A 26,709-nucleotide genomic window follows, 5' to 3' on the forward strand; every position below is an offset into this window, starting at 1 on the left:
ACGTTCCGGGCGGTTTCCCTGAACCGCTTCGGTTGCACTGATGTTGCAGACATGTAAATGTGTCGAATGAAGATGGGAGCGCTCCCGCGCGTATCCCCCGTCCAGTCCGGCGCCCCCACGCCGGCGTCCCGAGGAGCATGATGAAACGTCCACTCCGCGCCATCGTCGCCGCCGGCCTGCTGGCCGCCGGATCGCTGGTCGCCGTCGCGCTCGGCGGCACCGCCTCCGCCGACACCCAGATCTGCGAGCAGTTCGGCTCCACGGTGATCCAGAACCGGTACGTGGTGCAGAACAACCGCTGGGGCACCGCCGCCCAGCAGTGCATCAACGTCACCAGCACCGGCTTCGAGATCACCACCCAGAACGGCAGCAACCCCACCAACGGCGCCCCCACCGCGTACCCGTCGGTCTTCTTCGGCTGCCACTACACCAACTGCTCCCCGGGCACCAACCTGCCGATCCAGGTCAGCCAGATCAGCAGCGCCACCAGCAGCATCAGCTACCGGTACGTCAGCGGGGCCACCTACAACGCCTCGTACGACATCTGGCTCGACCCCACGCCGAAGCGGGACGGGGTGAACCAGATGGAGATCATGATCTGGCTCAACCGGCAGGGGTCGATCCAGCCCATCGGCTCGCCGGTCGGCACGACCACCCTGGTCGGCCGGACCTGGGAGGTCTGGCGGGGAAGCAACGGCTCCAACAACGTCATCTCGTACGTCGCGCCATCGCCGATCACGAGCATGAACTTCAGCGTGCTCGACTTCATCAACGATGTGAAGAACCGGGGAGCGATCACCAGCAGCTGGTACCTGACCAGCATTCAGGCCGGCTTCGAGCCGTGGCAGGGCGGCGTGGGGCTGGCCGTGAACTCCTTCTCCGCCAGCGTCAACGGGGGCGGCTCCACGACCCCGCCGACCACTCCTCCTCCGACCACTCCTCCGCCGACGGGCAGCGGGTGCGCGGTGAAGTACACGCCGAACGCCTGGAACAACGGCTTCACCGCCGACGTGACGATCACCAACCGCGGGTCCAGCACGATCAACGGGTGGAACCTGACCTACAACCTGCCGGCTGGGCAGCAGGTCACCAACGCGTGGAACGCGACCGTCACGCAGAGCGGGTCCGCGGTGAGCGCGCGGAACGTCGGGTTCAACGGGTCGATCGCGCCGGGGGGTACGGCGAACTTCGGGTATCAGGGGACGTTGAGTGGGGCGCACTCGTCGCCGACGAGCTTCTCGCTCAACGGTGTCGCCTGCTCGCGGGACTGACCCCCGAGCCCGCGCAGAGGGGCGTGACCTGATGGCCACGCCCCTCTGCTGTCAAACAAACTCGGACCCATCGAAGCTTCAGCCGGCGGCTTGCCCTGCCCGAACAAGCCGACGTCGCAGCTCGGCTTCAGCTTGTCAACGGAAACACAACACGACTCGACTCGCGTTGCGCAGTTTGTCCAGGTAGACGTCCAACCGGCCGTTCCTGTCGACTCGGCTGACCGTGAGCTGGCCAAGATCGTCCGCGTCACGTACCACGACAGACCGCGAGCCTGGAATGAACGGCTCACTGGCCACCAACGTCATGCTCGCGACCACATCCTCCGGAGCAGCCCGTCGATACACGGTGACCGAGAACGGACCGTCCACGAAGCTACGGACCGAGATATAGACGGAGTCGCCGTCAAAATGCACAAATTCCGAATCCACGTCCCACCCATCATGACCAGCTTCGCTGTCGATGTCCTCGACAATCAAAAGGCCATGCTGAGACGGGACCTCCAGAGCGCCGACGAACTGCGGATGAGCGGAAACTTCAGCCACAGGCCCTCCAATAACAAGAGTGGCAATTGTTGGGTGTAGGGCGGCGGATATCCGCCGCCCTACACCATTATCCCAAGGATACCAAGTTCAACCCGGTAGCATCAGCGGGGAAGTTGTAGGACTTCGCCTCCCTTTTCAGCTGGGTCACCGTCCCTGCTTGTGATCTGGCGCAAGACCAGCAGTGAGGATAAGCCGTCCGAGGGGTGTCCTCCGAGGCCAGCTTCGTCGCAGGCTGATGATCCGGAATCCACCCACCGCTGTCAACACCCGACTCTTCCGCACCGCAGGTGTGGCAGCCATGACGGTCACCAGCTTCGTCGATGAGCATCCGGACGCCGTCGTCGTCAATGTTGCCGTCGACGAGAGCCACGCCTTCCTTGGCGTAGGGTCCAGCACCCAGAGTAAGATTCACAACCTTACATTCGTTGGCGTTATGTGTAAGTGCAGAGATACCTCCTGCGAAGACGTAGTAGGTATGGAGGTCATCAATCGTGAGGTTGTACACGATCGCCGGCTCGACCCAACGCTCAACGGATTTCACCCGAACGACATCGCCATCGGACGACCGCAAGCCCATACCCGGGCGCAAGTCCTCAGCATCTACCCACTCGTGCTGCTCGGGGTCCCAGAAGGGGTGATGAGCCGTTGCGACGAACTCAGCGGAGTGGCGGCTCCGATCCTCATCGGCGTCGACGACGAGGCGCACGAGTTCCTTTTGCCCGTTCCCGATGATCGTGGCGACCACCGCCTTGCTGACAGTTTTTCCGGTCTTGGGATCGGTCGCCAAAACCTTCTCGCCTGTCTTTACCTTCTCAATCGGTCGCTTCGATCCGTCGGCCATCAGGACCAACGTTCCCGGGGCGAAGCTGTTGCAGGACAGGTACTCCTTCACCCCGTCCACAAGCTTGCCGAGCAGGTTCTTGACCCGAACGCCGAGTTCGTAACCCTTCTCCCACTTCCAGGGAGCGCCGTACCTAGCGGCCAGCTTGCCGAGTGCTCCACCGATCGCGGAGCTGGCGACGTTGATCGCGGTGTTCAGGCAGCCACCCATGTCCCCCTTGATGAAGCAGTCCATGGCGTCGGTGATGCCCAACTCGTCCATGAGGATCTTGGCGAGCGCCTTGGCCGAGTCGAGCATTTTCTGCTTCGCTCGCGCGATACGGGCCTGCCGCTCCTTCTCGGCAGCGGCAGCCGCTGCGGCTCGACGATCACCCTCGCTGGCCCGCGGGTTGTTCCAGGCGTTGATCGTCGGCTCGTCCGGGTCGTACGCACGCGAGCAGCCACCACAACCGTCGTTGTGTCCCTTGACCTTGTGGTAGACGCCGTACATGTCCTCGTAGTCCGCCCCCGGACCACACGCGTCGTCGGAGCAGGCCTTGAGGCCGTCAGGGTCGGAGTACGAGATGGGGTTGTTGTTGGCGTACGCGTACCCGTGCATCTGCTGCGGGTCGTTGACGTCAATGATCGGGTCGACCGAGATGAACCGACCGGTGATCGTGTCGTACTCGCGGGCGCCGATGTTGACCAGGCCCGTGCTGGAGTCCTGATTGCCGTTGACGAAGCCCTTCTCGGTGGGCCACTGCCCGGGCGTCAGCGGAGTACCACGGGCCTCACCGAACGGGGTGGTCCGACGGTGGGTGATGGCTCCTGTCTCGTCGACCGTCGCCTGGCCCGTGCCGTGGTGGTCGGAGGCGACGTAGTGCAGGCCGTTCAGCTTGCGGACGATCGTGCCGCCACCCGGCAGCGCGTAGTAACGGGTGGCGTCGGTCGAGCGGGTGGTGTGGTTGAGCCGGATCTCCATGCCCGGCAGGTAAAGGGTGGTCGCGTTCGGCTCCTTGCGGAGCATCCGGGAACCGTCGGTGTCGTAGAAGAACTTGGTCTCCTTGCCGGCACCGTCGGTGACCGACTCGAGGTTGCCCTCGGCGTCCCAGGCAAGGGTCTGCCCCTCCCCGGCCTTGACCCGCCGCTTCGTGTTGCCGGCGGCGTCGTACTCGTAGGAGTAGAGACGGTCACCCTGCGGGGTGGTCTCGGTCATCTCACGAAGCGTGTGCGGCTGCGCCGTGCCCGCCGTCGGGTACGTGTAAGACCGATTGATCAGAGTGCTGCCGTCGGTGCCGTACTGCGTCTCGGTCTTGCGGTTGCCGGTCACGTCGAACGTGTAGGCGTGGTGGTAAGGGGCCACCCCGCCGACACCCGTCACCGACGGCCCGCCGGCGCACGGGTCGGTCGCGGTGCTCGCCGACGTCCACGCCCGCTCCATCCGGCGCAGGTAGTCGTAGGTGAAGCACTGCACGTCCCGGCTGCCCGAAGGGGTGTCGGCGATCTGGGTGATGTTGCCGGAGGCGTCATAGCTGTAGCGGGCATCGATGTCGATAACCGGAGCGCCGCTGCGGTCCAGCCGCTGGTTGACCAGCCGCTTGGAACCCTGCTCGTACTGGTAGGTCGACCAGACCTTGTTGGCGCCCAGCGCCGCCTCGGTCTGAATCACCTCACTCGTCGTGGAGTAGTCGACGTCGGTGAGGTAGGGGACATCACCCGTGGTGGCGGTGAGCCGCTGCAGGTCGTCGTAGGTGTAGGCGATGCTCTCGACCGGCAGGCCGCCACCTTCGGACACGCCCACCGCTCGGACCGTGCCGTCCTCGTTGAACTCGGTGGCGAAGCTGTACATCCCGGCCAGCTCGACACCGGCGTGCTCCGGCACCTGGTAATAGGTGGCGTGCGGCCGGTAGAACTCGTCGTAGCCGGTGTAGTAGGTCACGTACTCCTGATCGTCAATCCACCGGCTAGTCGAGGAGAGGTGGCCCAGCATCTCCAGGTCATAGGTCCAGCTGCTCAGCAGCACACCCGTGTCGGCCGCGCCCTTGTACGTGGCAGTTCGCCGGCCAATCTCGTCGTACTTAGTGCTGACCGTCTGGTTGACGCCGTTGGTGGCGCTGGCGATCCGGTCCAGGTTGTCGTAAACGAATGTATTCGTGCCGGCATCAGGGTCGATCGACTTGACCTTGCGGCCGAGCTGGTCGTACTCGTGCTTCCAGACGTTGCCAGCCGGGTCCTTGACCGTGGCCAGCTTGCCAGAGGAGGTGTAGGTGTATTCGGTTTTGTCGTACGCGCCCGACGGCCCGGTGCCCTTGTACTGCAGCAGCTGGGTGGTCTGGCCGAGGGCGTTGGAGATGGTTGTGGTCGGAGTGCCGCCGGTCGGCGGGTCGACTGAGACGCGGTCGCCGCCGTAGGTGGTGGTGGTCCGCCACTTTTCGTTTCCGGCCACCGCGAAGATGTGCGCCGTCACCCGGTCCGCGCCGTCGTAGACGTAAAGCGTCTGCCCGTCCACCTCGCCGTTACGGGCAGGAAAGATCGTGTCGGTCGGCGCGCCTGCGGCGTTGTAGGTCGCGTATGTCTTGTCGATTTTGCCAGTCGCGGTGTAGAAGGTGTCGGCGATCATCCGGCTGCCGTTCGGCCCCTCGGTCTGCATCTGACGCGGACGTAGCAGGCCGTCGTGCAGCTGGTACTCGGCCGTGTAAGAACCGTCGTTCCGCCGCTTCTCCGTCTTCACCGCGACAGGCTTGTCGGTGCGGACCAGGTAGGTGTACTTGATGCTCGGGTCGAGCCCCGTTGCCCCGGTGCGGTCCGGCATCCACACCTTGGCCAGCCGACCGAGAGCGTCGTACTCCAGCTGGCTGACCAGGTTGTTCGGATCGGTCTGCTTGATCGGACTCCCCCACGCCGGGGCGTATTCGGTGGTCGTCACGTGCTGGAGCGGGTTGGTCTCGACCACCTTGGTGGTCAGGCCGTTCGTCTCGGTGTACGCGGTGGTCGTGGTCTTGCCCATCGCGTCGGTCGCGGTCAGCGGCCGGCCGTACGAGTCGAAGGTGCCGGACGCGGTGGTGATATAGGTCGCCGTGGTGCCGTCGTGGCTCTTCAGCCGCTCGGACTTGGTCGGGTTACCCACCGTCGGGGCAACCCCGAAGGCCTTGGCGTCGTAGAGCGTGCGAGTGTCGGAGATGACCTGCGTCTTTCGGTCCGGCGTGACGGAGCACGCCACCGACACCGACTCGGTGCGCGCCACCAGGCTGTAGAGGTGCGCGGTCGCGTTGTCGGCGTACGTGGTGCGGTTGCACGCCTCGTCGCCGGTGACGTTCACGTCACCGAGGTTCTCGGTCTGGGTGACGCGGCCGAAGGTCGTCTCGAAGGTGGAGACGTTCTTGGTCTCCCGGAAGCCGCCCCCCGCCAGCGCGACGAAGCTGCGGGTGGCCGAGGTGTTGGTGAACCAGGCCTTCTTGTCGCCCCAGGTGTGCGACTCGGTGGCGGTGTTGTGCCGCCACGGCGTGGCGATGTTCCGGCTGACCACCGCCGCGCCGTTGTAGACCGTGCTCTCCAACTGGTGCCCGGAGAACTGGTCGTAGTCGATGTGCGCGACGCCGTCGGAGTCGGTTACCCGGACGTCCCGGGTGCTCGTGCTGTTCGGGATCTTGTCGCCGTGCATGCCGCGCAGGTAGCGGTACTCGGTCTTGGTGGTCTGGGTCTGGCCGTTGCCAACGGTGACGACGACCTTTCCGTAGCCCCGCCACTCGCTCCAGGTGAGGTCTTTCGGGTCGCCGATCCCGTCCGGGTCGGCCTTACGCCAGGCGGCGCCGTCGAGGTAGTCGTACTTGGTGACCATGTCCGGCGCCCCACCGGTCCGGTCGGTCTCGATGACCGCGGCAACCACGTACTTGAAGAACCAGTCCGTGATCGGGTCGCCGGTGCCGAGCGGGTTCCACTTCACCGGATAGCAGCGCTTGGTGCTGTTGCCCTCGGTCGGCAGCGTGGTGGCGGTGCAGTCCGGGGTGGCGTAGTTGACGTCGATCTGGCCGCCCGTGTCCGTCCAGACCGTGGCGAGGCGGAACCGGACCAGCGGGCCGATGTTGTCGTTGTCCCGGTCCACCCGGTTCGGCAGCTGGAGGCCGCCCAGCTCCACGGAAGGCATGGCGATGTCCGCGCCGGCACCGTACATGCCGGTGTGGGTGATCTTGTGGAGCCAGAGGGTGCGGGAGCCGTCACCGTTGTCGGTGAGCAGGTGGTCGAGCTTCCAGTTGTCGACCGGGGTCCAGCCGGTGCCCTCGCGGATCTCGGTGGTGATGCCGGTCAGCCGCGCCCGGGTCCAGAACGTCGGGCTGATCTGGTCGAGCCGGCACTTGATGTTCGCGTTGCAGTTGCGGTCGAACGGCACGTCCGGCCAGTACGGCGCGGTGGTGGTGGTCAGGTCCTGCGGGTCGCAGTCGATGGTCCCGGTCGGCAGGCACCGCTCCTTGACGTCGAACCGCACGCGAGCCGGGGCGTTGGTGGTGTAGACGGCGTTGTGCCGCTGCCCGTAGTCGACCCGCTTGAGGTAGCCGCCCCGGTGGTAGGGCACGCCGTTGACGTCGGTCTTCTTGGACCGGGCGTAGTGGTTCGTCTCGCGGGCGTAGTAGTACGAGCTGACGTTGCCGTAGCGGTCCTTGACGTAGTCGAGGCTCCACCGCCACGCCTGGTCGCAGAACGAGTCCAGGAAGGCGGTCTTGTTGCACGGCTCGTTGGCGTCGTCACCGAAGACCGGCACCGTCCAGGTGGAGTTGGTCGTCTCCTTGCCGGTGACCCAGCCGGGCAGCTTGTTCAGCCCGAAGTAGTACTCGGTGCCGTCGGTCGTGGTGACCTTCCAGTGCTCACCGTCGTTGTCGTCGTTGTCCGCGCCGGTGAACCGCTCGACCTTGGAGCCGTCGTCGGTGGCGAACTTCCAGGTGCTGCCGCTCTTCACCAGCTCGGTGGACTTGCCGTTGAGCAGGATCGTGGCGTTGTCGTACGCCCAGCACTGGTCGACGTACTGGTCGTGGCCGTCGTCGGAGCACGGCTTGTAGCGGCGCTCGATGTGGCCGGGCTCGTAGTTGAAGCCCTCGCCGACCCAGGAGCCCTGGTTGTTGGTCGCCGCGGTGCGGCCGTCGACCGACTGCGAAGAGTAGGCCAGGGTGATGCCCGGCGCCCCGCCGCCCGGGACCGGGGGCGTGCGCACCGGGTAGCTCCAGGAGAAGCCACCGGTGGACGGGGCCACCGACCACTTCGACGACGGCGCGAGCTTGGTGGCGCCGTAGTCGCCCTGCGAGGAGGACTCGCCGGCGGTCATCGCGAAGGTGGTGCCGCTGGACGCCGCACTCACCGTCGCCGACAGGGTGCGCTTCTCCGCGTCGTTGACGGTCGGCACCGGCTCGGCGGCACAGCCCGCCTTCTCCGGCGTGGTCAGCGCGCACTCCGGCAGCTTCACCAGCTTCAGCCGGGAGCCGAAGTCACCGCCGTACGCGCCGGCCAGGCCCTCGTAGCTGACGCCGAGCTTGATGTCACCGGCGGTCTGCTGGCCGTCGGCGCGGTTGACCCGCACCAGCGGGCCGTCGACCCTGGCCTGCTCGGCGGCCTTGCGGTCGAGCACCTCGACGCGGATCTTGCCCGGAGCGGTGGCCGACGTCGTCGCCGGGGCCACCGACTTCGCTCCGGCCTTCGGGGCGGGAGCGGCCACGGCGGCGACCGACACGGCGAGGCCGCCGGCCTTGCCGGTGGCGGCGGGCCCGGTGGAGGCGGTGCCGGTCCGGGCGGAGTCCCGAGTGCCGGCCTGCGCCGGCCCGGTCGCCGGAGCAGCGGGTACGGCGATCTCGGTGGCGCCCGCCGCCGGCCAGGTCACCTTCGCGGGAGTGGTCGTGGCGGCGTCCGCCGCCGGGTTGCCCTTGCGCGGCTTCATGCCGAGGGGGCCACGATCGGGAACGGTCTTGCCGACGCTGGCGGGCGTCGGACGTTTACGCTCGGCGGCGGCCGAGGCGGGGGCGCTGGCGACCTGGATGATGCTTGCGCTCATCACGATGGCCATCGCCCAGGACACCGGTCGCACCGCCCGGCGCTGTAGAGCGCCGGACGCGACCAGGAGTCGGGAGAACATCCACCCTCCCCAGGGGTTGATCGGACAGGTAAGCAGAAGGCGTCGGGGCCGTCCCGGGAGGACGGCCCCGACGCCGGTGGTGTCAGAGGTTGGGCTGCTCGATGATCAGGCTGGTGCGGTCGATCTTGACCTTGTCCGCCATGCCGTTGTAGACCCGGACGTCGTCGATCGCGCCGGAGAGGTGCTCCTGAGCCACGCCGTTGATGAATGCCCGGCCGAACTGGATGCTGCTCAGGGCGGGCAGCGGCTTGTCGAGCTGCACGGCGCGGGGCTGACCGTTGAGGTAGAACAACAGCTCGCGGCTGTACCCGTTGTAGACCAACGCGATGTGGTCGCCCTTGCCCACCCGGGACGGGCTCTTATCGTGGTCGGCCGGCTTGAACACCGCATCGGTGCCGGTGTCGGTGGTGGCGGCCATCTCCCAGACCCCATCGGCGTTGCCGCGGATGACCACGACGCTGCTGTTGTTGGCGCCCTTGATCGAGATCGCCGTCATCGGGTGGTTCTGTGAGCCACTGGTGAAGCGGACCCGGGCGGTGATGGTGAAGCTGCCCGCCGGGTCGACGAGCGGGGTGGCCGTCTCGGCGTACTGGTCGGTCTGGCCCTTGAACAGCAGGTACCCCTGGCCCATCATGCCGGTGATCGGATTGGCGGCCCGGACGAGGCTGTCCTCCCGCCCGAGGAGCAGGGCCTCGCCACCGGCGTCGTAGTTCGGGCTAGCCTTGGCGGTCTGGGTACTCAACTGCCAGTAACCCTTGCGGTCCAGCTTGTGCTTCTCCAAGCCGGTCACGTCCTCGTTCACCACCGGGCGGTCGAAGACCGAGACGTCCGCCATGCCCCCCTTCCAGAAGTCGGAGTACCCCCCGCCCTTGTAGGTGTGCCGGCCGAGTTGGAGGGCACCACGGGCCCGGACCAGCGAGCGACGGTCCTTGACGACTGGAGCACCTGCACCGATCTGCAGGGAGATCTTCTTGTTCGGACCGTCGAAGACCGCCGTGATGAAGGTCCAGTCAGTGGTCACCGGACCCGCGGTCACCTTCCACTCGCCCAGGTTGATGACATCGTTCGTGGGCATTCGGAAGAACCAGGTGCCCTGGTCGACGCCGAGGCTGAAGCCCGGCTCACCAGTGCCGTCCTGGCTGACCGCCACCTGACGTCGGTTGATGTCGTCCACCCGGAACCAGCCAGTGATCGAGAAGCTCTGGCCCGTATCCGTCAGCACCGACTTGTCAGTGACGAGGTAGGCGTTGGACGTGCCGTCGAAGGTGGCGGAGGTGTCCCACTTACCGAGCGAACCCGGCTGGTCGAACTTGACGCCGCTGCCGATCCGGGCATCGCTCGAGCCGAGCTGGTCGTTCGCGACCTTGGCCGTGCCGATGTCCGACAACGGCCACTGGGCGATCGGCGGGCGCTTGCCCACCCGGAAGGTGCAGGTGGCGATGGTGCTGGACCGCTTTGCCAGGTCGATCGCCTTGACGAACAGCTGCCGCGGCCCCTCCTTGTCCGGGGTCCACTTGATTGTCACCGGGCCACCGGCAGTGGCCGGCTTCACCGACACGGTGGTGCTGTCGTTGAAGTTGTACTGGTACTCCACCACGTCGGTGGCCGCCGAGTCGAAAGTGAAGCTGCCCTGGACCCCGATGGAGCCGCGCCACTGGTCGTCATCAAGGCAGTCGGCGGTGGTGTCGGTGGCGTCCCCGGGGAGGTACTCCGGCGAGTCCACGTCCGGGGCGCTCGGGCTGGTCTTGTCGTAGTAGAACTGGCAGACGTTGCGCGAGCCGTCAGAACTCCACGGCCCCCAGCTCACGCCGTCACTGGCCCGAACCTCCCAGGAGATCGGCACGTTCTGCGCGATGTCCGTGGGCACGTAGTAGTTGAACAGCGAGCCACTGGCCTTCAGCGGCGTGGTGTAGCTGCGGGTCTGGGGCGTGCCGCCGGTCGGCGTCCAGGTGACCTTGAACTCGGCCTTGATCTGCTCAGTGTGTGCGGACGAGTGGTCCGGGTCCCGCAGGATGGCGTTGAGCCGCGGCGGAACGTCGGTGTACGGCGCGGTCGGGCCGTACACGCAGCCGCCACCGGGCGACATGGTCAGCTCAGACTGGTTCGCAATCACCGGAGCCCGGTTGTAGCGGACCGAGAGCACACCGTTGTCGCAAAACCGCTTGGTGTGGGTGGAATCGCTCTCGCTGACGGACCGGAGGCCGAGGGTGACGTTGCTCCAGCCCTTGACCACAGCCTGCTGCACCGCGACCTTGGCGTCCCATTCGGTGTTCTGGTTCGTCGAAGTGCAAGTCGACTGGACGCTGGTCGGCGAGTTGGTGTCCAAATGGGTAGCGCCGGACCAGCCCGAGCCGCCGGGCTGGTTGCCCCAGTTGGTGCTGGAGCTGATCCCGGACGGCATGAGATAGAGCGCGGCGGCGCGCGCCGTGGAGTTGTAGACATGCTGCAGGGTGACCCGGAACTTGGCTTCCAGGATGGTCTTGCCCGCGTACGGAGTGGCCAGCTGGTAGAAGAGGCGCTTGACCTTGGAGCTGTTGCAGGAGCTCGGGCAGAGCCCGATGCGCTCGTGCCGCTTGCCGTCGAACTTCCAGTACTCCTCGGACGGGTAGCCGCTGTCGACCATCGCCCAGGCGCTGTTGGTGCTGCTCTGCCACACCGGGTCCACGTACACCGGGTAGGTGGTGGTCGGGTCGGCGAGCATGGCGGCGTCCGGGGTGAGGCTCAGAGTGCCCTGGGAGTAGGAGAGCCCGACCTGGGCGACCTGGGAGGTCTCACCCGGGCCCCGGGCGGACGCCTCGTTCGGGTCCTCCGTGTTGGCGGTGGTCTGCGTCTCCGTCATGGCGAACGAGCGCAGGCCGCTGGTGGCGGCCTCGCCGCCCTCCTGGCCTCCGCTGTCCCACATGGTCGGAGCGCCGGCCTCCATCACCGGGTTGCCGGTGGCTGGATCGAGGGCGACCACACCGCCGTCCTCGGTCTCCTGGATGGTCAGTCCCTCACCGGTAACGCCGAGCCGGAGGTTCTGCAGCTCCGGCAGGTTCGCCGCCTCCGGGGTCTTGAGGACGAGGACGTGGGAGAAGCCCTCCACCGTCACGTTGGCCACCAGGTCGACGTCCTGGAAGACCTCGGGGTAGATGGCCTGGTCACCGCTGAGAGTCGGCGCCGGCAGGGGGTTCGGCCAGGTCAGCGTCATGACCCGGGAGTCACGTTCGACAACCATCAGCGGCGTGGTGCCGCCACCAGAGAGGCGCATGTTGAGCAGCGCCGCCCGAGGAGTGGACGTACCGTCCGGCTGTGCGACGAGGGTGGCGTCGGCCGACACCCAGGTCTCGCCCTGGAGCACACGGACCGCCTGGTTGTACTCGTTGGCGATCAGCGTGCCGTCCGGCTGGGCGAAGACGTCACGGTACTCACCGCGTTGCGACAGCACCTCCACCGGCTGGTTGAGTTCTGCAGCGGCGACGATCGCCTCTGGCTCCGTGTCCCGGACGGGATCCGTCTCCAGCGCGGCGACCGGCGCGGTGGCCGGCGCCGACTGCGGCGGTTCCACGAACGCGGTGCTGGACAGCAGGCCGGCGAGGCCCACCATGAGGCCGAGCGTGAAGAGCCGACCCCGCTTTCTCGTACGACGGGCCACCCTCAGGTCCTCCCCCGTTGAACTGCGTGGATTGATGCGTGCCATCAGCTGACCGCCGCCCCGAAGACGCTGTTGCCGGTCGGCAGGCCGTTCACCCCGGGCTTCCAGCTCTGCGTCGGAGTCGTGTTGCCTCCGGCCAGGGCGGACCAGGTGTACGCGTGGACGGCGTCGTCGCCGTAAGGCGTGCCCACGAGCAGGCGCTGCGACGTCGCGCCGAGCGACGTGCCGACGAGCTCCTTCGGTCGGATGCTGCCCGGCAGGCTCGTCCCGTTGCGCTCGATGGTCACCGGCGTGCCGATCGGGTTGGCCAGCGCGGGGAAGATCCGCACGTGACCCGCGTCGACCTCGTCCCCGATGTCCTCACCCGGGACGCCGATGGCGATGAACATCGTCGAGTTGGTGCCCTCGGCGGCCGGGTTGGTGTTCACCACCACGACCTTCTCGCCGAGGTAGTCGCCGTCCTCGGACGTGTAGGTGATCTCGGGTAGTTCGGTGTAGGTGTTGGCGGCGGTGACGTGGAAGCGGTGCACCAGGCCGGCGTCCGGCGCCGGGGTGCTCGTCGCCGCGACCGTGATGTCCTCGCCCGGCACGCCGACGACCACCAGCGAGTCTCTGGCGGTCGAACCCACCGGCCGGTACGGCGCGATGGAGATCGACTTGCCGAAGTTGTCGTTGTTCTCCGAGACGTTCGAGACGTTCGTGGCGTCCTGGGTCAGCCCGGCGGCAAGCGTGGGCAGCCCGTTGGTCAGCGTGTGGCTGAAGACGTTGACCGCTCCGGCGAAGGCCTCGGTGCCGATCGCCTCGCCCGGGGAGCTGACCGCCCAGTGGTGCTTGGAGGCGGCCACCGCGTAGCCGGTCCGGTCGTCGACCTCGGCCGAGCCGGGAATGCCGCCGGGGAAGCCGGTGCCGCTGCCCTGGCTCATCGCCAGGTTCAGGTTGCCACGCAGGTAGTGCACGACGCCGGTGAACGTCCCGGTGGGAAGGCCCTCGCCCGGTACGCCGATCACCAGGTAGGGCTCGCCGCTGGCGGTGCGGCTGCCGGCCACCGAGTGGCCGAAATGATCATTCGGCTCCGGGCTGTCCGGAACGTTGGCGGCGTCCTGGTGGTACACCACCGGGGCCGGCCCCTGGGCCAGGCCTGCGGGCGAGCCGAGCAGCACGTAGACCGCGCCGGCGTAGGACTGGCCGCCGACGATCTGGTTGGGCACGCCGACCGCGAGGTCGGTGCAGCCGTCGTTGTTGTGGTCGTACGCGGAGATCGAGGTGCCGAACCGGTCACCGGCCTCGGCTGCGCCCGGAACGTTGGTGACGCCCTCGTGCAGGGTGTGGACGGTGGTGCTGCCGCCGTAGGCGACGTTCACGCGGCCGGCCCGGACCTGCCCGTTGACGGTCGCCTCCGGGTCGGCGATCGCGACGTCGGCGACGCCGTCGCCGTTGAAGTCGCTCTCGGTGCCGCCCGTGCACCCGGTCACCGGTGCGACGGTGGTGTAGACCTGCATCTCGCAGAACGACGACCAGACGTCGCTGCCGGACACCCCGTCGTGAGCCTTGACCCGCCAGCGGTAGATGCCGCCGTCGACGAAGGCACCCGCGGGCACCGTCGTGGCAGCGGTGGCCCCGGAGGCGACGCTGCTGTAGACGGCCGATCCGATCGGGGTGTCGGCGTTCATCGCCCACCACTCGAAGGTGACCGTCATGGCGGTGCCGTCACCGTCGGAGACGGTGGCCTTGAGCTGCGGGGTCAGGGTGTTGACCGTCGGCCGGCCGGAGCCGGTCACGCAGCTGGTGGTCGGGACGGTGGACCGGGCGGTGACGGTCGGCCAGGAGTTGTAGGTGACACTCGCCTTCGGATCCTCGGCGGCGCTGCCGCCCTCCCGGGACCGGAACTGCTTGAAGCCGGCGGTCACCGTCTCGTCGGTCGCCCGCACGCCCATGCCGGCCCGGGTCTTGTTGGCGGTGGCGGCCTTCTGGAAGAAGGTCTTGCCGTCGATGTTGGCCCAGCCGTCGGCGCTGGTGCAGCCCGCGCCGCCACCGAGGGTGGCGGTGGACCGGGCGTCGGGACCGACCGTGTCCCAGGCGGGCTGGTTGGTGAACGTCGTGGTGTAGGTCGACGGGGCGGTCGTCCAGATCTCCCACGAGGTCGGGGTGCAGGTGTGCGACCAGAAGTTCCAGAACGAGACGGTCGCCGAGTTGATCTGCTTACCGGCCAGGACCGTGGTGTCCCAGGTGAGGAACGACCGGGTGAGGGTGGCCGGCGTGGTGGCCAGCAGACCGATCTGCAGGTCGGGCTCCTGGTTCTGGTCGGTGGTGACGGTCTGCCGGACCCAGGTGTCGAAGGTGGTGCCGAGCGGGTTGACCGTCGGGTCGATGGTCACCGGGTACGCGGTGGCCGGGTCGCGCAGCCAGGCGCGGTCCGGGGCGAGGGTCAGCTCGACGGCGTCACCGCGCTTGGTCAGCTCGGTGCGGACGGGCTTCTCCACGGCGGGCGCACCCGTGATCGCGTTCTTCTTCGCGTCCCACATCAGTGGGGCGGGGATGTGCGCGGTCTGCTTGCCGGCCCGGTCGGTGATCGCGATCGAGCCGTCCTTGCCCCGGTTCGACCCGGCGACGCCCGGGCCGGTGAACGGGAAGGCGACGGTCTCGACCTGCGCGGCGGCGTCCCTGGTCTTGACGACCAGGAACTGCTCGAAGCCCGTCCGGGTCGCCTCGACCACGAGGTCCACGCCGGGTCGGGCGTCCACGTAGGTGGCCCGATTGCCGGTGAGGACCGGCGCGGGCAGCGCGCCCGACCAGCCCATCGCCACCCGGCTCGCGCCGGTGCCGACCGCGGCCAGCTCGTGCTGGCCGACACCGGCCGGACCCGAGATCCGCAGGTCGTTGGGGTGCGCCACGGGGACGACGGAGCCGTCCGCCGCCGCCTTGAGGGTGAGATCCACCGGGATCCAGTCACCGCCCCGGCGGAACCGCTGCATGCCCGTGGCGATGTCCGCCCGGAACTGTCCGTCCGGTAGCGCGAAGACCTCCGTCGTCTCCGACGTGAGGCTCTTGACCTGCACCGGCTTGCCGGTCTCGCGGGCGGTCCGCAGGGACACCGCCTCGTCGGACCTGTTCTCCACGCCACCCGTCACGCCATCCGGGCCGGCGGCCAGGTACGCCGCCGGTTCCCCCGAAATGCCGAACAATGCGACCGCCGTCATCACGGCAACGCCCGCCGCAAGACATGAACGGACGGTGGCAGTCTTACGACGTGCCACGAATCCTCCCCCGTGAGTCTCCAGTTATGTGTGCACCGGGACTGTAGGGAGCGCGCAGCACACCGCACAAGCGTGGTCACGAACTGTGAGGATGAAGGCCGCGATACGGACTTATCGCCGCCGGCTGTTACGCAGTGGAGTTTTGGCTGTTCGGAGCGCTTCAACTCGGACGTGGCGTCCGACCCGCGACGAACCCGAAGGGAACGCAAAGAAACGTTCGAGTAATAAGGAGCGGTCAATACCTTGAAAGAGGTGGACCAATTCCGTTGAGCGCGCCACGAATGGCATCACGGGTCCGGGGATCTGCGCGGCGCGAGGACCGGGTCCACCGCAGGGCCATGGCCCGCAGGGTGGACTCGGGGCGCACCCGGCACAACGGACGGAGGCGGCGAGGAGGGTCGGCCCGAAAGTGCCGGGATCAGACCCTGCCGCCCCCGGCAACATTCCATCGATGCAGGTGAGCGGTGGTGGAGCCCACTCACCACCGCATTAGTACGCCCGTTCGAATGAATGTTCTTCCGGTTCGTCGGAACGACTCGGCGGTGAGGACCGAACCGCCGGACATTCCACTCTTCAACACCTGGCGGAACCACCACCCGAGTGGTAAGCCGCTGACGTTCAGGCGCCGAGCGCGTCGATGTCGCGCATCTCCTCCGCGGTCAGCGAGAAATCGAAGACGTCGGCGTTGGCCCGGATCCGGTCCGGCGTGACCGACTTCGGGATCACCACGATCTCGTGGTCGATGTGCCAGCGCAGCACCACCTGCGCCGGCGACACGTCGTGCGCGGCGGCGACCCGGGTCAGCACCGGGTCGGAGAGGTCGCTGGTCTTGAAGGGGCTGTAGCCCTCCAGCACGACGCCCCGGTCCCGGTGCTCGACGTGACGCTGCCGGTCGTACAGCGACGGGCTCCAGCGGATCTGGTTGACCGCCGGGTTCTCCTCGGTGGCCTGGATCAGCTCGTCCATCTGGCTGGTGCTGTAGTTGCTCACCCCGACCGCCCGGGTCAGGTCCTCGTCGCGGGCCGCGAGCAGGTCCCGCCACATCGGAATGCTGTCGGCCGGCGAGGCCGGCGGCCAGTGGATCAGCCAGAGGTCGACGTGGTCGGTGCCGAGCGCGCGCAGGCTCGCCTCGATGGTCTCCCGCTCCCGCCCCACCCGGTTCGGCGGCAGCTTCGTGGTGATGAAGATGTCCTCGCGGCGCAGCCCGCTCTCCTTGACCGCCCGGCCGACCTCCTCCTCGTTGCCGTACATGGTGGCGGTGTCGATGTGCCGGTAGCCGGCGTCGAGGGCGGCCAGCACGGCCTCGTAGCCGGCCTGGCCGGCGGCCTGCCAGGTGCCGAAGCCGAGCAGCGGCATCCGGACGTCGCCGGAGAGCAGCGCGGTGGGCTGGTCGAGGTGCTGGTCCATGCCGAGGGTTCTACCCGTGATCGCCGGGGACATGCCCCGGTTCCGGGCAACCGGCGGAGCAGGGCGGTTTGCCGGAGAATGCCGGTGTGGCGGACCGTCTGGAGGAGTATCGGCGCAAGCGGGACGCGGCCCGTACCCCGGAGCCGGTGCCGCCGGAGCGGCCGCGCCGGCGCCGCCGGGCCGGCGAGGCGCGGTTCGTGATCCAGCAGCACCACGCCCGCGCGCTGCACTGGGACCTGCGGCTGGAGCGCGACGGCGTGCTCGCCTCCTGGGCGGTCCCCCGCGGCCTGCCCCGGGACACCGGGCGCAACCACCTCGCCGTGCACACCGAGGACCACCCGATGGAGTACCTGGACTTCCACGGCGAGATCCCGGCCGGCGAGTACGGCGGCGGGACGATGACCGTGCACGACCGGGGCACCTACCAGTGCGAGAAGTGGCGCGACGACGAGGTGATTGTGGTGCTGCACGGGGGCCGCACCAGCGGCCGGTACGTCCTGTTCGCCACCGGTGGCCGCGACGGCCGGGACTGGATGGTCCGCCGTACCGACCCGCCTCCGCCGGGGTGGACCAGCATGCCGGACCTGGTCCGCCCGATGCACCCCACCCCGTCCGGCCGGTTGCCGGGCGACGGCGGGAACTGGGGATACGAGCTGCGCTGGGACGGCGTGCGGGCAATGGCGTACGTCTCGGGCGGCCGGCTGCGGCTGCTCTCGGAGACCGACGAGGACGTCACCGGGGCGTACCCCTGGTTGCGGGAGATGGCCGAGGCGCTGGCCCCCACGGAGGCCGTGCTGGACGGCGTGCTGGTCCGGATCGACCCCGCCGGCCGGGTCCGCCCGGCCCGGCCGAAGCGGGCCGCCGCCGACGCGCAGTTCCTCCTCTTCGACCTGCTCTGGCTGGAGGGTGTGACCAGCACCGATGTGCCGTACGCGCAGCGCCGGGAGCTGCTCGACGGTCTGGCGCTGGCCGGACCGCACTGGCAGACTCCGCCGTGGTTCCCCGGCACCGGCGCCGAGGCGCTGGACGCGGCCCGCGGGCAGGGGCTGCCCGGGGTGGTGGCCAAGCGGCTGGACTCGGTCTACGAGCCGGGTCGACGCAGCCGCCGCTGGCTGAGCATCGAGGCGACCTGACGGCGAGGAGCATCGTGTACCTGACCCACCTGGAGTGCCCGCGCTGCGGGCGGGAGCACGATGCCGGCCGACCGGCCAACCTGTGCGGGTGCGGCTCGCCGCTGCTGGCCCGCTACGACCTGGCGGCGGTAGCCGCGGCGGTGACCCCGGAGCGGTTCGGCCTGCGCCCGGCCGACCTGTGGCGCTACCGCGAGGTGCTGCCGGTGGCCGACGAGCGGCACGTGACCACGTTGGGCGAGGGCTGGACGCCGCTGTTGCGCGCCCCGGCGTACGGGGCGGAGATCGGCATCCCGGACCTGCTCGTGAAGGACGAGGGGTTGACCCCGACCGGGTCCTTCAAGGCGCGTGGCGCGGCGGTCGGCGTGAGCCGGGCCCGGGAACTGGGCGTCGAGCGGATCGCCATGCCGACCAACGGCAACGCCGGGGCGGCCTGGGCAACGTACGCGGCGCGGGCCGGCCTGGGCGCGACCATCGCCATGCCGCTGGACGCGCCGGCCATCTGCCGGCGCGAGTGCCTGGCCGCGGGCGCGGACCTGCGCCTGGTGGACGGGCTGATCAGCGACGCCGGTCGGTGGGTGGCGAAGCTGATCGCCGACTCGGGCGGGACGGTCTTCGACGCGGGCACCCTGCGCGAGCCGTACCGCCTGGAGGGCAAGAAGACCATGGGGTACGAGATCGTCGAGCAGCTCGGCTGGCAGGTACCCGACGTGATCATCTATCCGACCGGCGGCGGGGTCGGGTTGATCGGCATCCACAAGGCGATGCACGAGCTGCGCGAACTGGGCTGGGTGGAGGAGAAGCTGCCCCGCCTGGTCGCGGTGCAGTCCACCGGGTGCGCACCGGTGGTGCGGGCCTTCGCCGCCGGCCAGGACCGGGCGGAGCCGTGGGCGGACGCGCACACCGTCGCCTTCGGCATCACCGTCCCCGCCCCGCTGGGCGACGAGCTGATCCTGACCGCGCTGCGGGAGAGCAGCGGCACGGCGCTCGCCGTCGACGACGCGGAGATCCTGGCCGACCTGCGGGACTTCGCCGCCCGGGAGGGGCTGCTGCTCTGCCCGGAGGGGGCGGCCTGCCTCTCCGCCGCCCGGCACCTGCGCGCGGGCGGCTGGATCCGGGCCGGCGAGCGGGTGGTGGTGCTGAACACCGGGGCGGGGCTGAAGTATCCGGAGACGGTGGACGTCTCCGGCGTACCCCTGGTGGCCGCCTGACACCGGCGGCGCGGCCGGCGGCGCCGGGCGCGGGCCGGCGCCCCGCGGACCGGGCGTCCGCGGGGCACCGGGGTCGGGCGAGCAGCGGCGTTCAGCCGGAGACCGGATCGCGGAACCGCCAGGCCGCGTTGATCAGCCCGATGTGCGACAGCGCCTGCGGCATGTTGCCCAGTTGGGCACGCGTGTGCAGGTCGAGCTGCTCGCTGAAGAGCCCGAGGTCGTTGGCGTACCCGAGCATCTGCGCGAACAACCGCCGAGCCCGGTCCTCCTCGCCCGCCATCGTCAGGCACTCCACCAGCCAGAACGAGCAGAGCACGAAGCCGGCCGGATCGGTGCTCCAGCGTCGTACCAGGCCCTCGTCGCTGCCCAGCTCCCGCGCGACCACCTCGATGGTGGAGCGCATCCGGGGGTCGGTGGCGGGCAGGAACTGCGCCATCGGCAGCAGCAGCACCGAGGCGTCCAGCTCCGGCGACCCGAAGGCCCCGGTGTACGCCCCGACCCGGTCGTTCCAGCCGTCCCGCAGCACCGTGTCGCGGATCTCGTCGCGGGTCGCCGCCCACCGCCGCGCGTCGGCCCGCTCCCCCAGTCGGGGCGCCAACTGGACCGCCCGGTTCAGCGCCGCCCAGCAGAGCACCTTGGAGGAGAGGTAGTGCCGGTCGATGTCCCTGGTCTCCCACATGCCGCGATCCGGCAGCCGCCAGGTCGCGACGACCTGCTCGGCCAGCCCGACGACCATCTCCCGCACCTCCTCCTCGAAGGTCTCGCCGAGATACTCGTGCAGCCGCCAGACCGCCGTGATCACCTCGCCGGGCACGTCCAGCTGCCGCTGCCGCCAGGCGTCGTTGCCGACCCGCACCGGGCGGCTGCCCGCGTAGCCGCGCAGGTGCGTCAGCTCGTGCTCGGAGATGTCCCGCTCTCCCGCCAGGCCGAACAGCACCGGCACCGGCTGGTCCCCGATCCGGCCGATCGAGCGGGCCGCCCAGGAGAAGAGCCGGTTGGCCTCGGACGGACAGGCGGCCACCCAGAACGCGCGCAGGGTCATGGCGAAGTCGCGCAGCCAGGAGTAGCGGTAGTCGTAGTTGCGGTCGCCGCCGCACCGCTCCGGCAGCGAAGTGGTCAGCGCGGCGGCGACCGCCCCGCTGCGGGCGTACGTCAGGCCGGTGAGCACGGTCGCGCCGAGGCGCACCTGCTCGGGGTACGGGCCGTCGTAGTGGTGGGTCTCCCGGTACGCCTCCCACGCCTGCACCGTCTCGGCGAGCGTGGTCAGCGGGTCGAGCCGGGCCGGCGGGTCGCCGTGCACCGGCCCGTACGCCAGGTCGAAGCCGACGCACTGCCCGGCGGCGATCTCGAACTCCTGCCGGACCCGGTCCCGGCCGGCGCGCAGGGCCAACCCGCTCCCGCGCAGGATCAGCGCCACCGGGCCGGCGGTGGCCAGCACTCCGCCGTCGGGCCGCTCGTGCAGGTACGGGGTGAGCAGGCCGTACTCGGGCCGGGGCGCGAAGTCCAGGCCCATCCGGACCCGGCCGCTGAGCCCCTCGACCACCCGCAGCAGCACGGCCGGGGAGTTCATGCCCAGTTCGTGGCCGCGGGCGCCCGCCTCGGCCGCCAGCGCGTCGGTGACCGCGACGCTCCCCTCCGGCGTGTGGTGCACGGTCCGCAGCACGAGCGTGTCCGGCCGGTACGCCCGCTCCACCCGGGACGGCCCGAGCGGCGCCAGCCGCCAGTACCCGGCCTCGGGGTCGAGCAGCCGGCCGAAGACCGACGGCGCGTCGAACCGGTCCGGGCACCACCAGTCGACCGAGCCGTCCCGACCGACCAGCGCGCCGGAGCGGCAGTCGGAGAGGAACCCGTAGTCGGAGATCGCCGGCTGGTCCACCCGGCCCGGGTACCCGCACCGGCCGGGTTCAGGCAGGTCGACGGGCACGGCGGGCCGGGTGCCGGTGGGGCGGTCAGGACGTCGGGGGCTCGTCCTCGCCGGCCGCCTCCGCCGCGTCGGCCTCCTCCTTGGTGCGGTGCACCACCTGGTCGGCGTGCTCCGGCGGGCCGTAGACGGTGTAGAGCACCAGCGGGTTCGGGCCGGTGTTGACGAAGTTGTGCTTGGTACCGGCCGGCACGACCACCAGGTCGCCCTGGACGACCTCCCTGGTCTCCCCCGCCACCCGGGCCTCGCCGGTGCCGCTGACGAAAGTCAGGATCTGGTCGATCCCGTCGTGGACCTCCTCACCGATCTCGCCGCCCGGCGGGATGGTCATGATCACAAGCTGGGTCTTCGCACCGGTCCAGAGCACCCGGCGGAAGTCGGGGCTCTTCTGGGCGACGGTCGCAATCGTGAAATGCTCCATGTCGCGCTCATACCCGGCCCGGGCCTCCGTCACGCCGGGACAGGCAGATGGTGGAATTCCCCACCCGGCGGAGGTTTGCCTCCCCGCACAACGGGCATCGACCACACTGACCGCCGCGTACGCGCGGTGGTTGAGCCAGGTCCCCGCTGGCGTACCGCCGGATGGCTGCGGTGGTGGGAGACGGCCGGAGCGCGGCGACGTGACGACCCATGGGTCGGGCGGCGCCGTGCGCCCGTGTCCGGGTCCGTCCAGGCCCGCGAGGTGGAACGGGTGATCGGCGTCAGGCGGTGGTGGGTGCACCGGAGGCCGGGACGGCGGCGGCCCGGTCGACGTGCGCCCGGAGGTGGCCCAGTACGTCGGTCAGGCCGCTGCGCAGCTCCGCGTCGGCCAGCAACCCGTCCGCGCCGACTCCGTCGCGGGGCACCGGCAGGCGTACGCAGGCCGGCTCGACGATCTCGGCGCCGAGGTAGCCCAGCACCATCCGCAGGGTCTGTTCCGCCCCGCCCCCGCGCCCCGGGGCGGCCACGGTCACCCAGGCCACCGGCTTGCCGTACAGGTCGCCGTTGCCGACCGTCCAGTCGAGCAGGTTCTTGAAGCTGCCCGGCAGGGTGCCGGCGTACTCGGGGGTGCAGAAGAGCACCGCGTCGGCGTCGGCCAGCGCGGCGCGCAGCGCCGGTACCGGGGCGGGCGGCGCGTCGACCTGGTCGGGGTCGAAGGCGGGCAGCTCGCGCAGCGCGTCGTGCAGGGTGGCGGCCACCCCCGGCACGGCCAGGGCGGCGGCGGTGCGCAGGGCGGCGGTGTTGGTGGACCCGGCCCGGGTGCTCCCCGGGACGAGCAGGATCCGGGCGTCCTGCGCCATCGGCTGCTCCTCGACATCGGCGACACCGGCCAGTCAAGCACGGCCCGACCGGCCGGCCCACCCCTGACTTCCGGCCCGCCGATCGACGGCCCAGAACTGATTCCGGTCATCACCGGCCGTTCGACCCTGTGACGATGACGAATGTCTGGCTACATTGAAGTATGGTGCCCGCCCAGCGAGATCGGGTGGCGGAACCGGTCTACCGCCCCATCCTCGCCAGCCGGCGGGGCGAGTTGGAGGCGCTGACCCATCTGGACAGCGCCGTGGCTCCACTGCTCGCTCCGGTCCTCGAACTCTCCACAGTCGACTCCACCGTGCTCGACCTGCTCGGCCGGCTACCGGCCGGGCTGGTCCCGGCGGTCGACGTCTCCGCCCTGCCCGACGTGCCGGAGACCGAACTGGTCCGCTGGGACGTACCGGTGGTGCCGGTGATCGGGCTGGCCGACAGCGACCGGCGGCTGGTGGCGCACGGGGTGGCGGCGCAGGCGTACGCCCGGCGGGCGGTGGTCCGGCTGCGCGCCGGCCAGGACCGGGCCGGTCCGGACGCGACCACCGCTGCGGCGGAGCGGGTCTGGCGGTACGGCCGGCTCGTGCCGGAGCAGTGCGACCTGCTCATCGACGCCGGGGACGTCTGCTGCCCGGCGGACCTGCGGGTGGCCGAGCCGAGGGCGCGGCGGTTGGTGGACTGGGCGCGCCGGCACGCGTGGCGCACGGTGACCGTGGCGGCCGGCGGGATGCCGCCGACGCTGTCCCGGCTCCCCACCGACGAGCCGGTACGCCTCGACCGCTGGGACTGGCTGCTCTGGCTGCGCCTCGCCGAACTCGGCGTCGGGTACGGCGACTACGGGGTCGCTGCCGCGTCGCCCGGCGGGGAGGGGCCGAGCGACCGGTTCCCCACCGTGCGGTACACGGCGGACGGCGCCTGGTGGGTCTACCGCTGGTCGCGGCGGGGCGGCCGGGGCGACGAGCGCTTCGCCGACCTGTGCCGCACGCTGGTGGCCGCGCCGCACTGGCCGTCGGCCGGGGCCGGTTTCTCGTGGGGCGACCACGAGCTGCTGCGCCGCGCCCGGCGGGTGGCCGGGGCGGGCTCGCCGACGAACTGGACGGCGTGGAGCACGTCGCACCACCTGGCGCACGTGCTGGCCACGCTCACCCGGCCGGTCCGGGACCAGCGTCCTGGCGCGTGGCCCGGCGAGGCGGAACGCGGGCGTCCCACCCGGCCGCACCGGGGCGGCGAGGCGCGCCGGGCGGGTTGAGTCACCCCTTCTCGGTGAAGCCGAACTGCACGACGCCCTCGTCGTCGACGACCGCGTCGACGGAGGTCTCGTTGAGCAGCTCGGCGGCGTCCGCGTCGAGGAAGATGCGGGCGCCCTGGTTGTCGACCACCTGGTCGCCCTGCACCGGTTCCGGCACCAGCTCGATGGTGAGCGAGCCGGCGTTGGTGTCCGCGGCGATGCGCAGCCCGCCGTCCTCGGCGACGTCCTGCTGGACGGCGAGGTCGCGGATCACGAGCACGGCGTTGTCGGTCATCTTGAGCATGTCGGAACTCCTCATGGGTTCTCGGCAGCGGGGCCTCGCGCGCAGTGGCGAAGCGCGCACCTGATGGCGAACTGGTCGTCGCCCGGCGAATCGGGGCGCATCGCGCGGCCCCCTCACCCCCACCGTGCCCCTTGGACGGGCGTCCGTCAAATAGACCGGGTTCTGTGGGAGCGCCCCCGCGCGTTGCGCGTTTCCGCTCCTCAGCACGGTCGTCGTCGGTAGGCTGGGGTGAGGACGGCAGGTCGCTCGCCGTCGTCGCGCGGGGGTTCGGAAAAAACCTTCGGTGCGGAGTCTTGCCTGGCGGAAATCTCCATGACAGCGTCGACGCATGCATCGTCGTCTCTTCCTCCGGAGCGCGGCGCTGGCGACGCTCGCCGCCACCGTGGCCGCCGCCGGCGCCCTCCCCGCCACCGCCGAGTCACCGACCCCGGCGGCCACCCGGCTGCACGCCACCATCGACGCGATCCTCGCCGACGCCCGGCTCACCGGGGCGCAGGCGGGGGTGGTCGTCGTGGACACCGCCACAGGGCAGTCCCTGTACGACCGCAACGGCGACCGGCGGCTGATCCCCGCCTCCAACACCAAGCTGCTGACCTCGGCCGCGGCGCTGGAACTGCTCGGCCCGGGGCACCGGTTCACCACCGATGTACGCACCACCGGGCAGCGCCGGGCCGGGCTGGTCTCCGGCGACCTCTACCTGCGCGGCGGCGGCGACCCGACCATGCTGGCCGCCGACTACGACGCGCTCGCCGCCGAGGTGGCCGCGAGCGGCGTACGGGTGGTGACCGGGAACCTGGTCGCCGACGACACCCGTTACGACCGCACCCGGCTCGGGCCGGACTGGACGTGGGACGACGAGTCGTACTACTACGCCGCGCAGGTCTCGGCGCTGACCGTCGCCCCGGACACCGACTACGACGCCGGGAACGTGATCGTGCACGCCGCCCCGGCCGCGAGCGCGGGCGCGCCGCCGACGGTCACCATGACGCCGCCCAACGGCTACGTGCGCATCGACAACCGGGCCGAGACGGTCGCCGAGGGCGAGACCACGATCGCCTTCGAGCGGGAGCACGGCACCAACACCGTGGTGGTCACCGGCCAGATCGCGGTCGGCGACGATCCGTCCAGCGACTGGATGACCGTCTGGGAGCCCACCGGGTACGCCGCCGACGTCTTCCGGGCCGCGCTGCGACGGCACGGCGTGCGGGTGCTCGGGCGTACCGTGCTCGGCCGGGCCACCCCGGACGGCGCGGCGCCGGTGGCCCGGCACGACTCGATGACCCTGGCCGAGCTGATGGTGCCGTTCCTGAAGCTCTCCAACAACGGGCACGCCGAGGTGCTCACCAAGGAGATCGGCCGGATCATCTCCGGCTCGGGCACCTGGTCGGCGGGGCTGACCGCGATCAGCGAGTACGTCGCCGACGCCGGCATGGACACCGGCACCCTGCGCCAGCGCGACGGCTCGGGACTGTCCCGGCGCAACCTCATCCCGCCGGCCGAGTTCGTCGCGCTGCTCGCCGGCGTGCGCGCCGAGCCGTGGTTCGCCGACTGGTACGCCGCCCTGCCGATCGCCGGCAACGCCGATCGCTTCGTCGGCGGGACGCTGCGCAGCCGGATGCGCAACACGCCGGCGGCGAACAACGTGCACGCCAAGACGGGCAGCCTGACCGGGGTCTCCGGCCTCTCCGGCTACGTCACCGACGCCGACGGCCGGGTGCTGGCGTTCTCCGTGGTGCTCAACAACTACCTGGCCTCGTCGGTGAAGGGGCTGGAGGACCAGATCGCCATCGCGCTGGCGTCGTACACCGAGAAGAGCGTGACCACCGCGCGGGTGGCGCCGCCGGTGGCGCCCGACGCGCCGCGCGCCCCGGAGGGGCTGGAGTGCTCCTGGGTGAAGCCGATCGTCTGCTGAGCGCGGGTGCGGGCCCGGCCGGAGCCGGGCCCGCACCACCAGCGGCTCAGTTCGCGGCCGTCGCCGCGCAGCCGGGCGGCGGTGCGGCGCGGGTCGTAGTCCGGGTGGGATCGGCCCGTGTCGCCGGGCCACTGCGGACGATGCTGCGCCGATCACCGTGGCCCGTCGATCACCTGGCGGGTATGGGTCAGACCCGCTGCAGCACCACCACCGGGATGTCCCGGTCGGTCTTCGTCTGGTACTCGTCGTACGCCGGCCAGATGTCGGCCATCGTCCGCCACATCCGGGGCTTCTCCTCGGGCCCGGCGGTCCGCGCCCGCACGGCGAACGTCTCCGCACCGACCTGCACCTCGGCCTCCGGGTCGGCGAGCAGGTTCAAGTACCAGGCCGGATGCTGCGGCGCGCCGCCCTGCGAGCCCACCACCAGGTAGTCGTCGCCGTCGCGGCCGTAGATCAGGGCGGTGCGGCGCAGCTTGCCGCTGCGGCGGCCGCGGGTGGTCAGCAGCAACGTGAAGACGCCGGGCCGCCACTCGTGCCCCTGCTCGCCGCCGGTCTCCACGTACCGTCGGATGTGGTCGGCCACCCAAGCCTGGGGGCTGTCCAGCACCTGCTCGCTCGCCGCCATCGCCTGCCTCCCGCGCCTCGTCGCGTCGTCGCGCCCACGCTACTCCGG

15 protein-coding genes are annotated in these 26,709 nt (G+C 70.2%); 5 read left to right on the forward strand and 10 right to left on the reverse strand.

All coding sequences use genetic code 11. The features are described from left to right. Nucleotides 1-140: 140 nt before the first annotated feature. On the forward strand, nt 141-1,271 hold the full coding sequence (locus V6U88_RS07800) for a GH12 family glycosyl hydrolase domain-containing protein (protein WP_334451138.1): 1,131 nt from the start codon (nt 141-143) through the stop codon (nt 1,269-1,271). Nucleotides 1,272-1,406: 135 nt separating this feature from the next. On the opposite strand, the gene V6U88_RS07805 is transcribed toward V6U88_RS07800, so the two are convergent. The 5 genes from V6U88_RS07805 to V6U88_RS07825 form a co-directional block, all read right to left on the reverse strand. Further along, complete coding sequence (locus V6U88_RS07805; protein WP_334451140.1) at nt 1,407-1,814, reverse strand: hypothetical protein; 408 nt, start codon at nt 1,812-1,814, stop codon at nt 1,407-1,409. 67 nt (nt 1,815-1,881) lie between these two features. Beyond that, nucleotides 1,882-8,748 carry a polymorphic toxin-type HINT domain-containing protein gene (locus V6U88_RS07810; RefSeq protein ID WP_334451142.1) on the reverse strand — a complete coding sequence of 2,289 codons (6,867 nt, stop codon included), beginning with the start codon at nt 8,746-8,748 and terminating at the stop codon, nt 1,882-1,884. A gap of 82 nt (nt 8,749-8,830) precedes the next feature. After that, on the reverse strand, nt 8,831-12,334 hold the full coding sequence (locus tag V6U88_RS07815; RefSeq protein ID WP_334451272.1) for a LamG-like jellyroll fold domain-containing protein: 3,504 nt from the start codon (nt 12,332-12,334) through the stop codon (nt 8,831-8,833). A gap of 92 nt (nt 12,335-12,426) precedes the next feature. Beyond that, nucleotides 12,427-15,579 (reverse strand): DNRLRE domain-containing protein, encoded by a 3,153-nt coding sequence (locus tag V6U88_RS07820; RefSeq protein WP_334451143.1) that lies wholly within the window; start codon nt 15,577-15,579, stop codon nt 12,427-12,429. A gap of 675 nt (nt 15,580-16,254) precedes the next feature. Beyond that, nucleotides 16,255-17,043, reverse strand: a complete 789-nt coding sequence (locus tag V6U88_RS07825; RefSeq protein WP_334451144.1) for an aldo/keto reductase — start codon at nt 17,041-17,043, stop codon at nt 16,255-16,257. An 86-nt stretch (nt 17,044-17,129) separates the two neighbouring features. On the opposite strand from V6U88_RS07825, the gene V6U88_RS07830 reads away from it, so the two are divergent. Continuing rightward, a complete protein-coding gene (locus V6U88_RS07830; RefSeq protein ID WP_334451145.1) occupies nt 17,130-18,176 on the forward strand; it encodes a DNA polymerase ligase N-terminal domain-containing protein in 1,047 nt (348 codons plus the stop codon). A gap of 14 nt (nt 18,177-18,190) precedes the next feature. Continuing rightward, entirely contained in the window at nt 18,191-19,384 is a 1,194-nt protein-coding gene (locus V6U88_RS07835; RefSeq protein WP_334451146.1) for a threonine synthase, read from the forward strand. A 91-nt stretch (nt 19,385-19,475) separates the two neighbouring features. Here V6U88_RS07835 and V6U88_RS07840 read toward each other — a convergent pair whose 3' ends face one another. The 3 genes from V6U88_RS07840 to V6U88_RS07850 form a co-directional block, all read right to left on the reverse strand. Next, on the reverse strand, nt 19,476-21,260 hold the full coding sequence (locus tag V6U88_RS07840; RefSeq protein ID WP_334451147.1) for a glycoside hydrolase family 15 protein: 1,785 nt from the start codon (nt 21,258-21,260) through the stop codon (nt 19,476-19,478). Nucleotides 21,261-21,333: 73 nt separating this feature from the next. Continuing rightward, entirely contained in the window at nt 21,334-21,726 is a 393-nt protein-coding gene (locus tag V6U88_RS07845) for a cupin domain-containing protein (RefSeq protein WP_334451148.1), read from the reverse strand. Nucleotides 21,727-22,006: 280 nt separating this feature from the next. Further along, a complete protein-coding gene (locus V6U88_RS07850; protein WP_334451150.1) occupies nt 22,007-22,585 on the reverse strand; it encodes an NADPH-dependent FMN reductase in 579 nt (192 codons plus the stop codon). Between the two features lie 161 nt (nt 22,586-22,746). Here V6U88_RS07850 and V6U88_RS07855 point away from each other — a divergent pair, with 161 nt between their 5' ends. Continuing rightward, nucleotides 22,747-23,841 carry a beta family protein gene (locus V6U88_RS07855; RefSeq protein ID WP_334451151.1) on the forward strand — a complete coding sequence of 365 codons (1,095 nt, stop codon included), beginning with the start codon at nt 22,747-22,749 and terminating at the stop codon, nt 23,839-23,841. Between the two features lies 1 nt (nt 23,842). Here V6U88_RS07855 and V6U88_RS07860 read toward each other — a convergent pair whose 3' ends face one another. Further along, the gene (locus V6U88_RS07860) at nt 23,843-24,124 is read right to left on the reverse strand and encodes an adhesin (protein ID WP_334451153.1); all 282 of its coding nucleotides are present in this window, start codon (nt 24,122-24,124) and stop codon (nt 23,843-23,845) included. A 328-nt stretch (nt 24,125-24,452) separates the two neighbouring features. Between V6U88_RS07860 and dacB the strand changes: the two genes are divergently transcribed. Next, the gene (dacB, locus tag V6U88_RS07865) at nt 24,453-26,036 is read left to right on the forward strand and encodes a D-alanyl-D-alanine carboxypeptidase/D-alanyl-D-alanine endopeptidase (RefSeq protein ID WP_334451155.1); all 1,584 of its coding nucleotides are present in this window, start codon (nt 24,453-24,455) and stop codon (nt 26,034-26,036) included. A gap of 187 nt (nt 26,037-26,223) precedes the next feature. Here dacB and V6U88_RS07870 read toward each other — a convergent pair whose 3' ends face one another. Further along, nucleotides 26,224-26,661: a nitroreductase family deazaflavin-dependent oxidoreductase gene (locus V6U88_RS07870; RefSeq protein ID WP_334451156.1), complete on the reverse strand. Its 438-nt coding sequence runs from the start codon at nt 26,659-26,661 to the stop codon at nt 26,224-26,226. Nucleotides 26,662-26,709 lie beyond the last annotated feature (48 nt).

The sequence above is a fragment of the Micromonospora sp. CPCC 205739 genome (assembly GCF_036906795.1).
In the GTDB taxonomy this organism is placed as follows: Bacteria; Actinomycetota; Actinomycetes; order Mycobacteriales; family Micromonosporaceae; genus Micromonospora.

Excerpts from the sequence above, each read along its gene's own strand:
- V6U88_RS07800 (WP_334451138.1), top strand. The coding sequence starts at position 141 with ATGAAACGTCCACTCCGCGCCATCGTCGCCGCCGGCCTGCTGGCCGCC.
- V6U88_RS07810 (WP_334451142.1), bottom strand. The coding sequence starts at position 8,748 with ATGTTCTCCCGACTCCTGGTCGCGTCCGGCGCTCTACAGCGCCGGGCG.
- V6U88_RS07815 (WP_334451272.1), bottom strand. The coding sequence starts at position 12,334 with ATGGTGGGCCTCGCCGGCCTGCTGTCCAGCACCGCGTTCGTGGAACCG.
- V6U88_RS07820 (WP_334451143.1), bottom strand. The coding sequence starts at position 15,579 with ATGACGGCGGTCGCATTGTTCGGCATTTCGGGGGAACCGGCGGCGTAC.
- V6U88_RS07825 (WP_334451144.1), bottom strand. The coding sequence starts at position 17,043 with ATGGACCAGCACCTCGACCAGCCCACCGCGCTGCTCTCCGGCGACGTC.
- V6U88_RS07845 (WP_334451148.1), bottom strand. The coding sequence starts at position 21,726 with ATGGAGCATTTCACGATTGCGACCGTCGCCCAGAAGAGCCCCGACTTC.
- V6U88_RS07850 (WP_334451150.1), bottom strand. The coding sequence starts at position 22,585 with ATGGCGCAGGACGCCCGGATCCTGCTCGTCCCGGGGAGCACCCGGGCC.
- V6U88_RS07855 (WP_334451151.1), top strand. The coding sequence starts at position 22,747 with ATGGTGCCCGCCCAGCGAGATCGGGTGGCGGAACCGGTCTACCGCCCC.
- V6U88_RS07860 (WP_334451153.1), bottom strand. The coding sequence starts at position 24,124 with ATGCTCAAGATGACCGACAACGCCGTGCTCGTGATCCGCGACCTCGCC.
- dacB (WP_334451155.1), top strand. The coding sequence starts at position 24,453 with ATGCATCGTCGTCTCTTCCTCCGGAGCGCGGCGCTGGCGACGCTCGCC.
- V6U88_RS07870 (WP_334451156.1), bottom strand. The coding sequence starts at position 26,661 with ATGGCGGCGAGCGAGCAGGTGCTGGACAGCCCCCAGGCTTGGGTGGCC.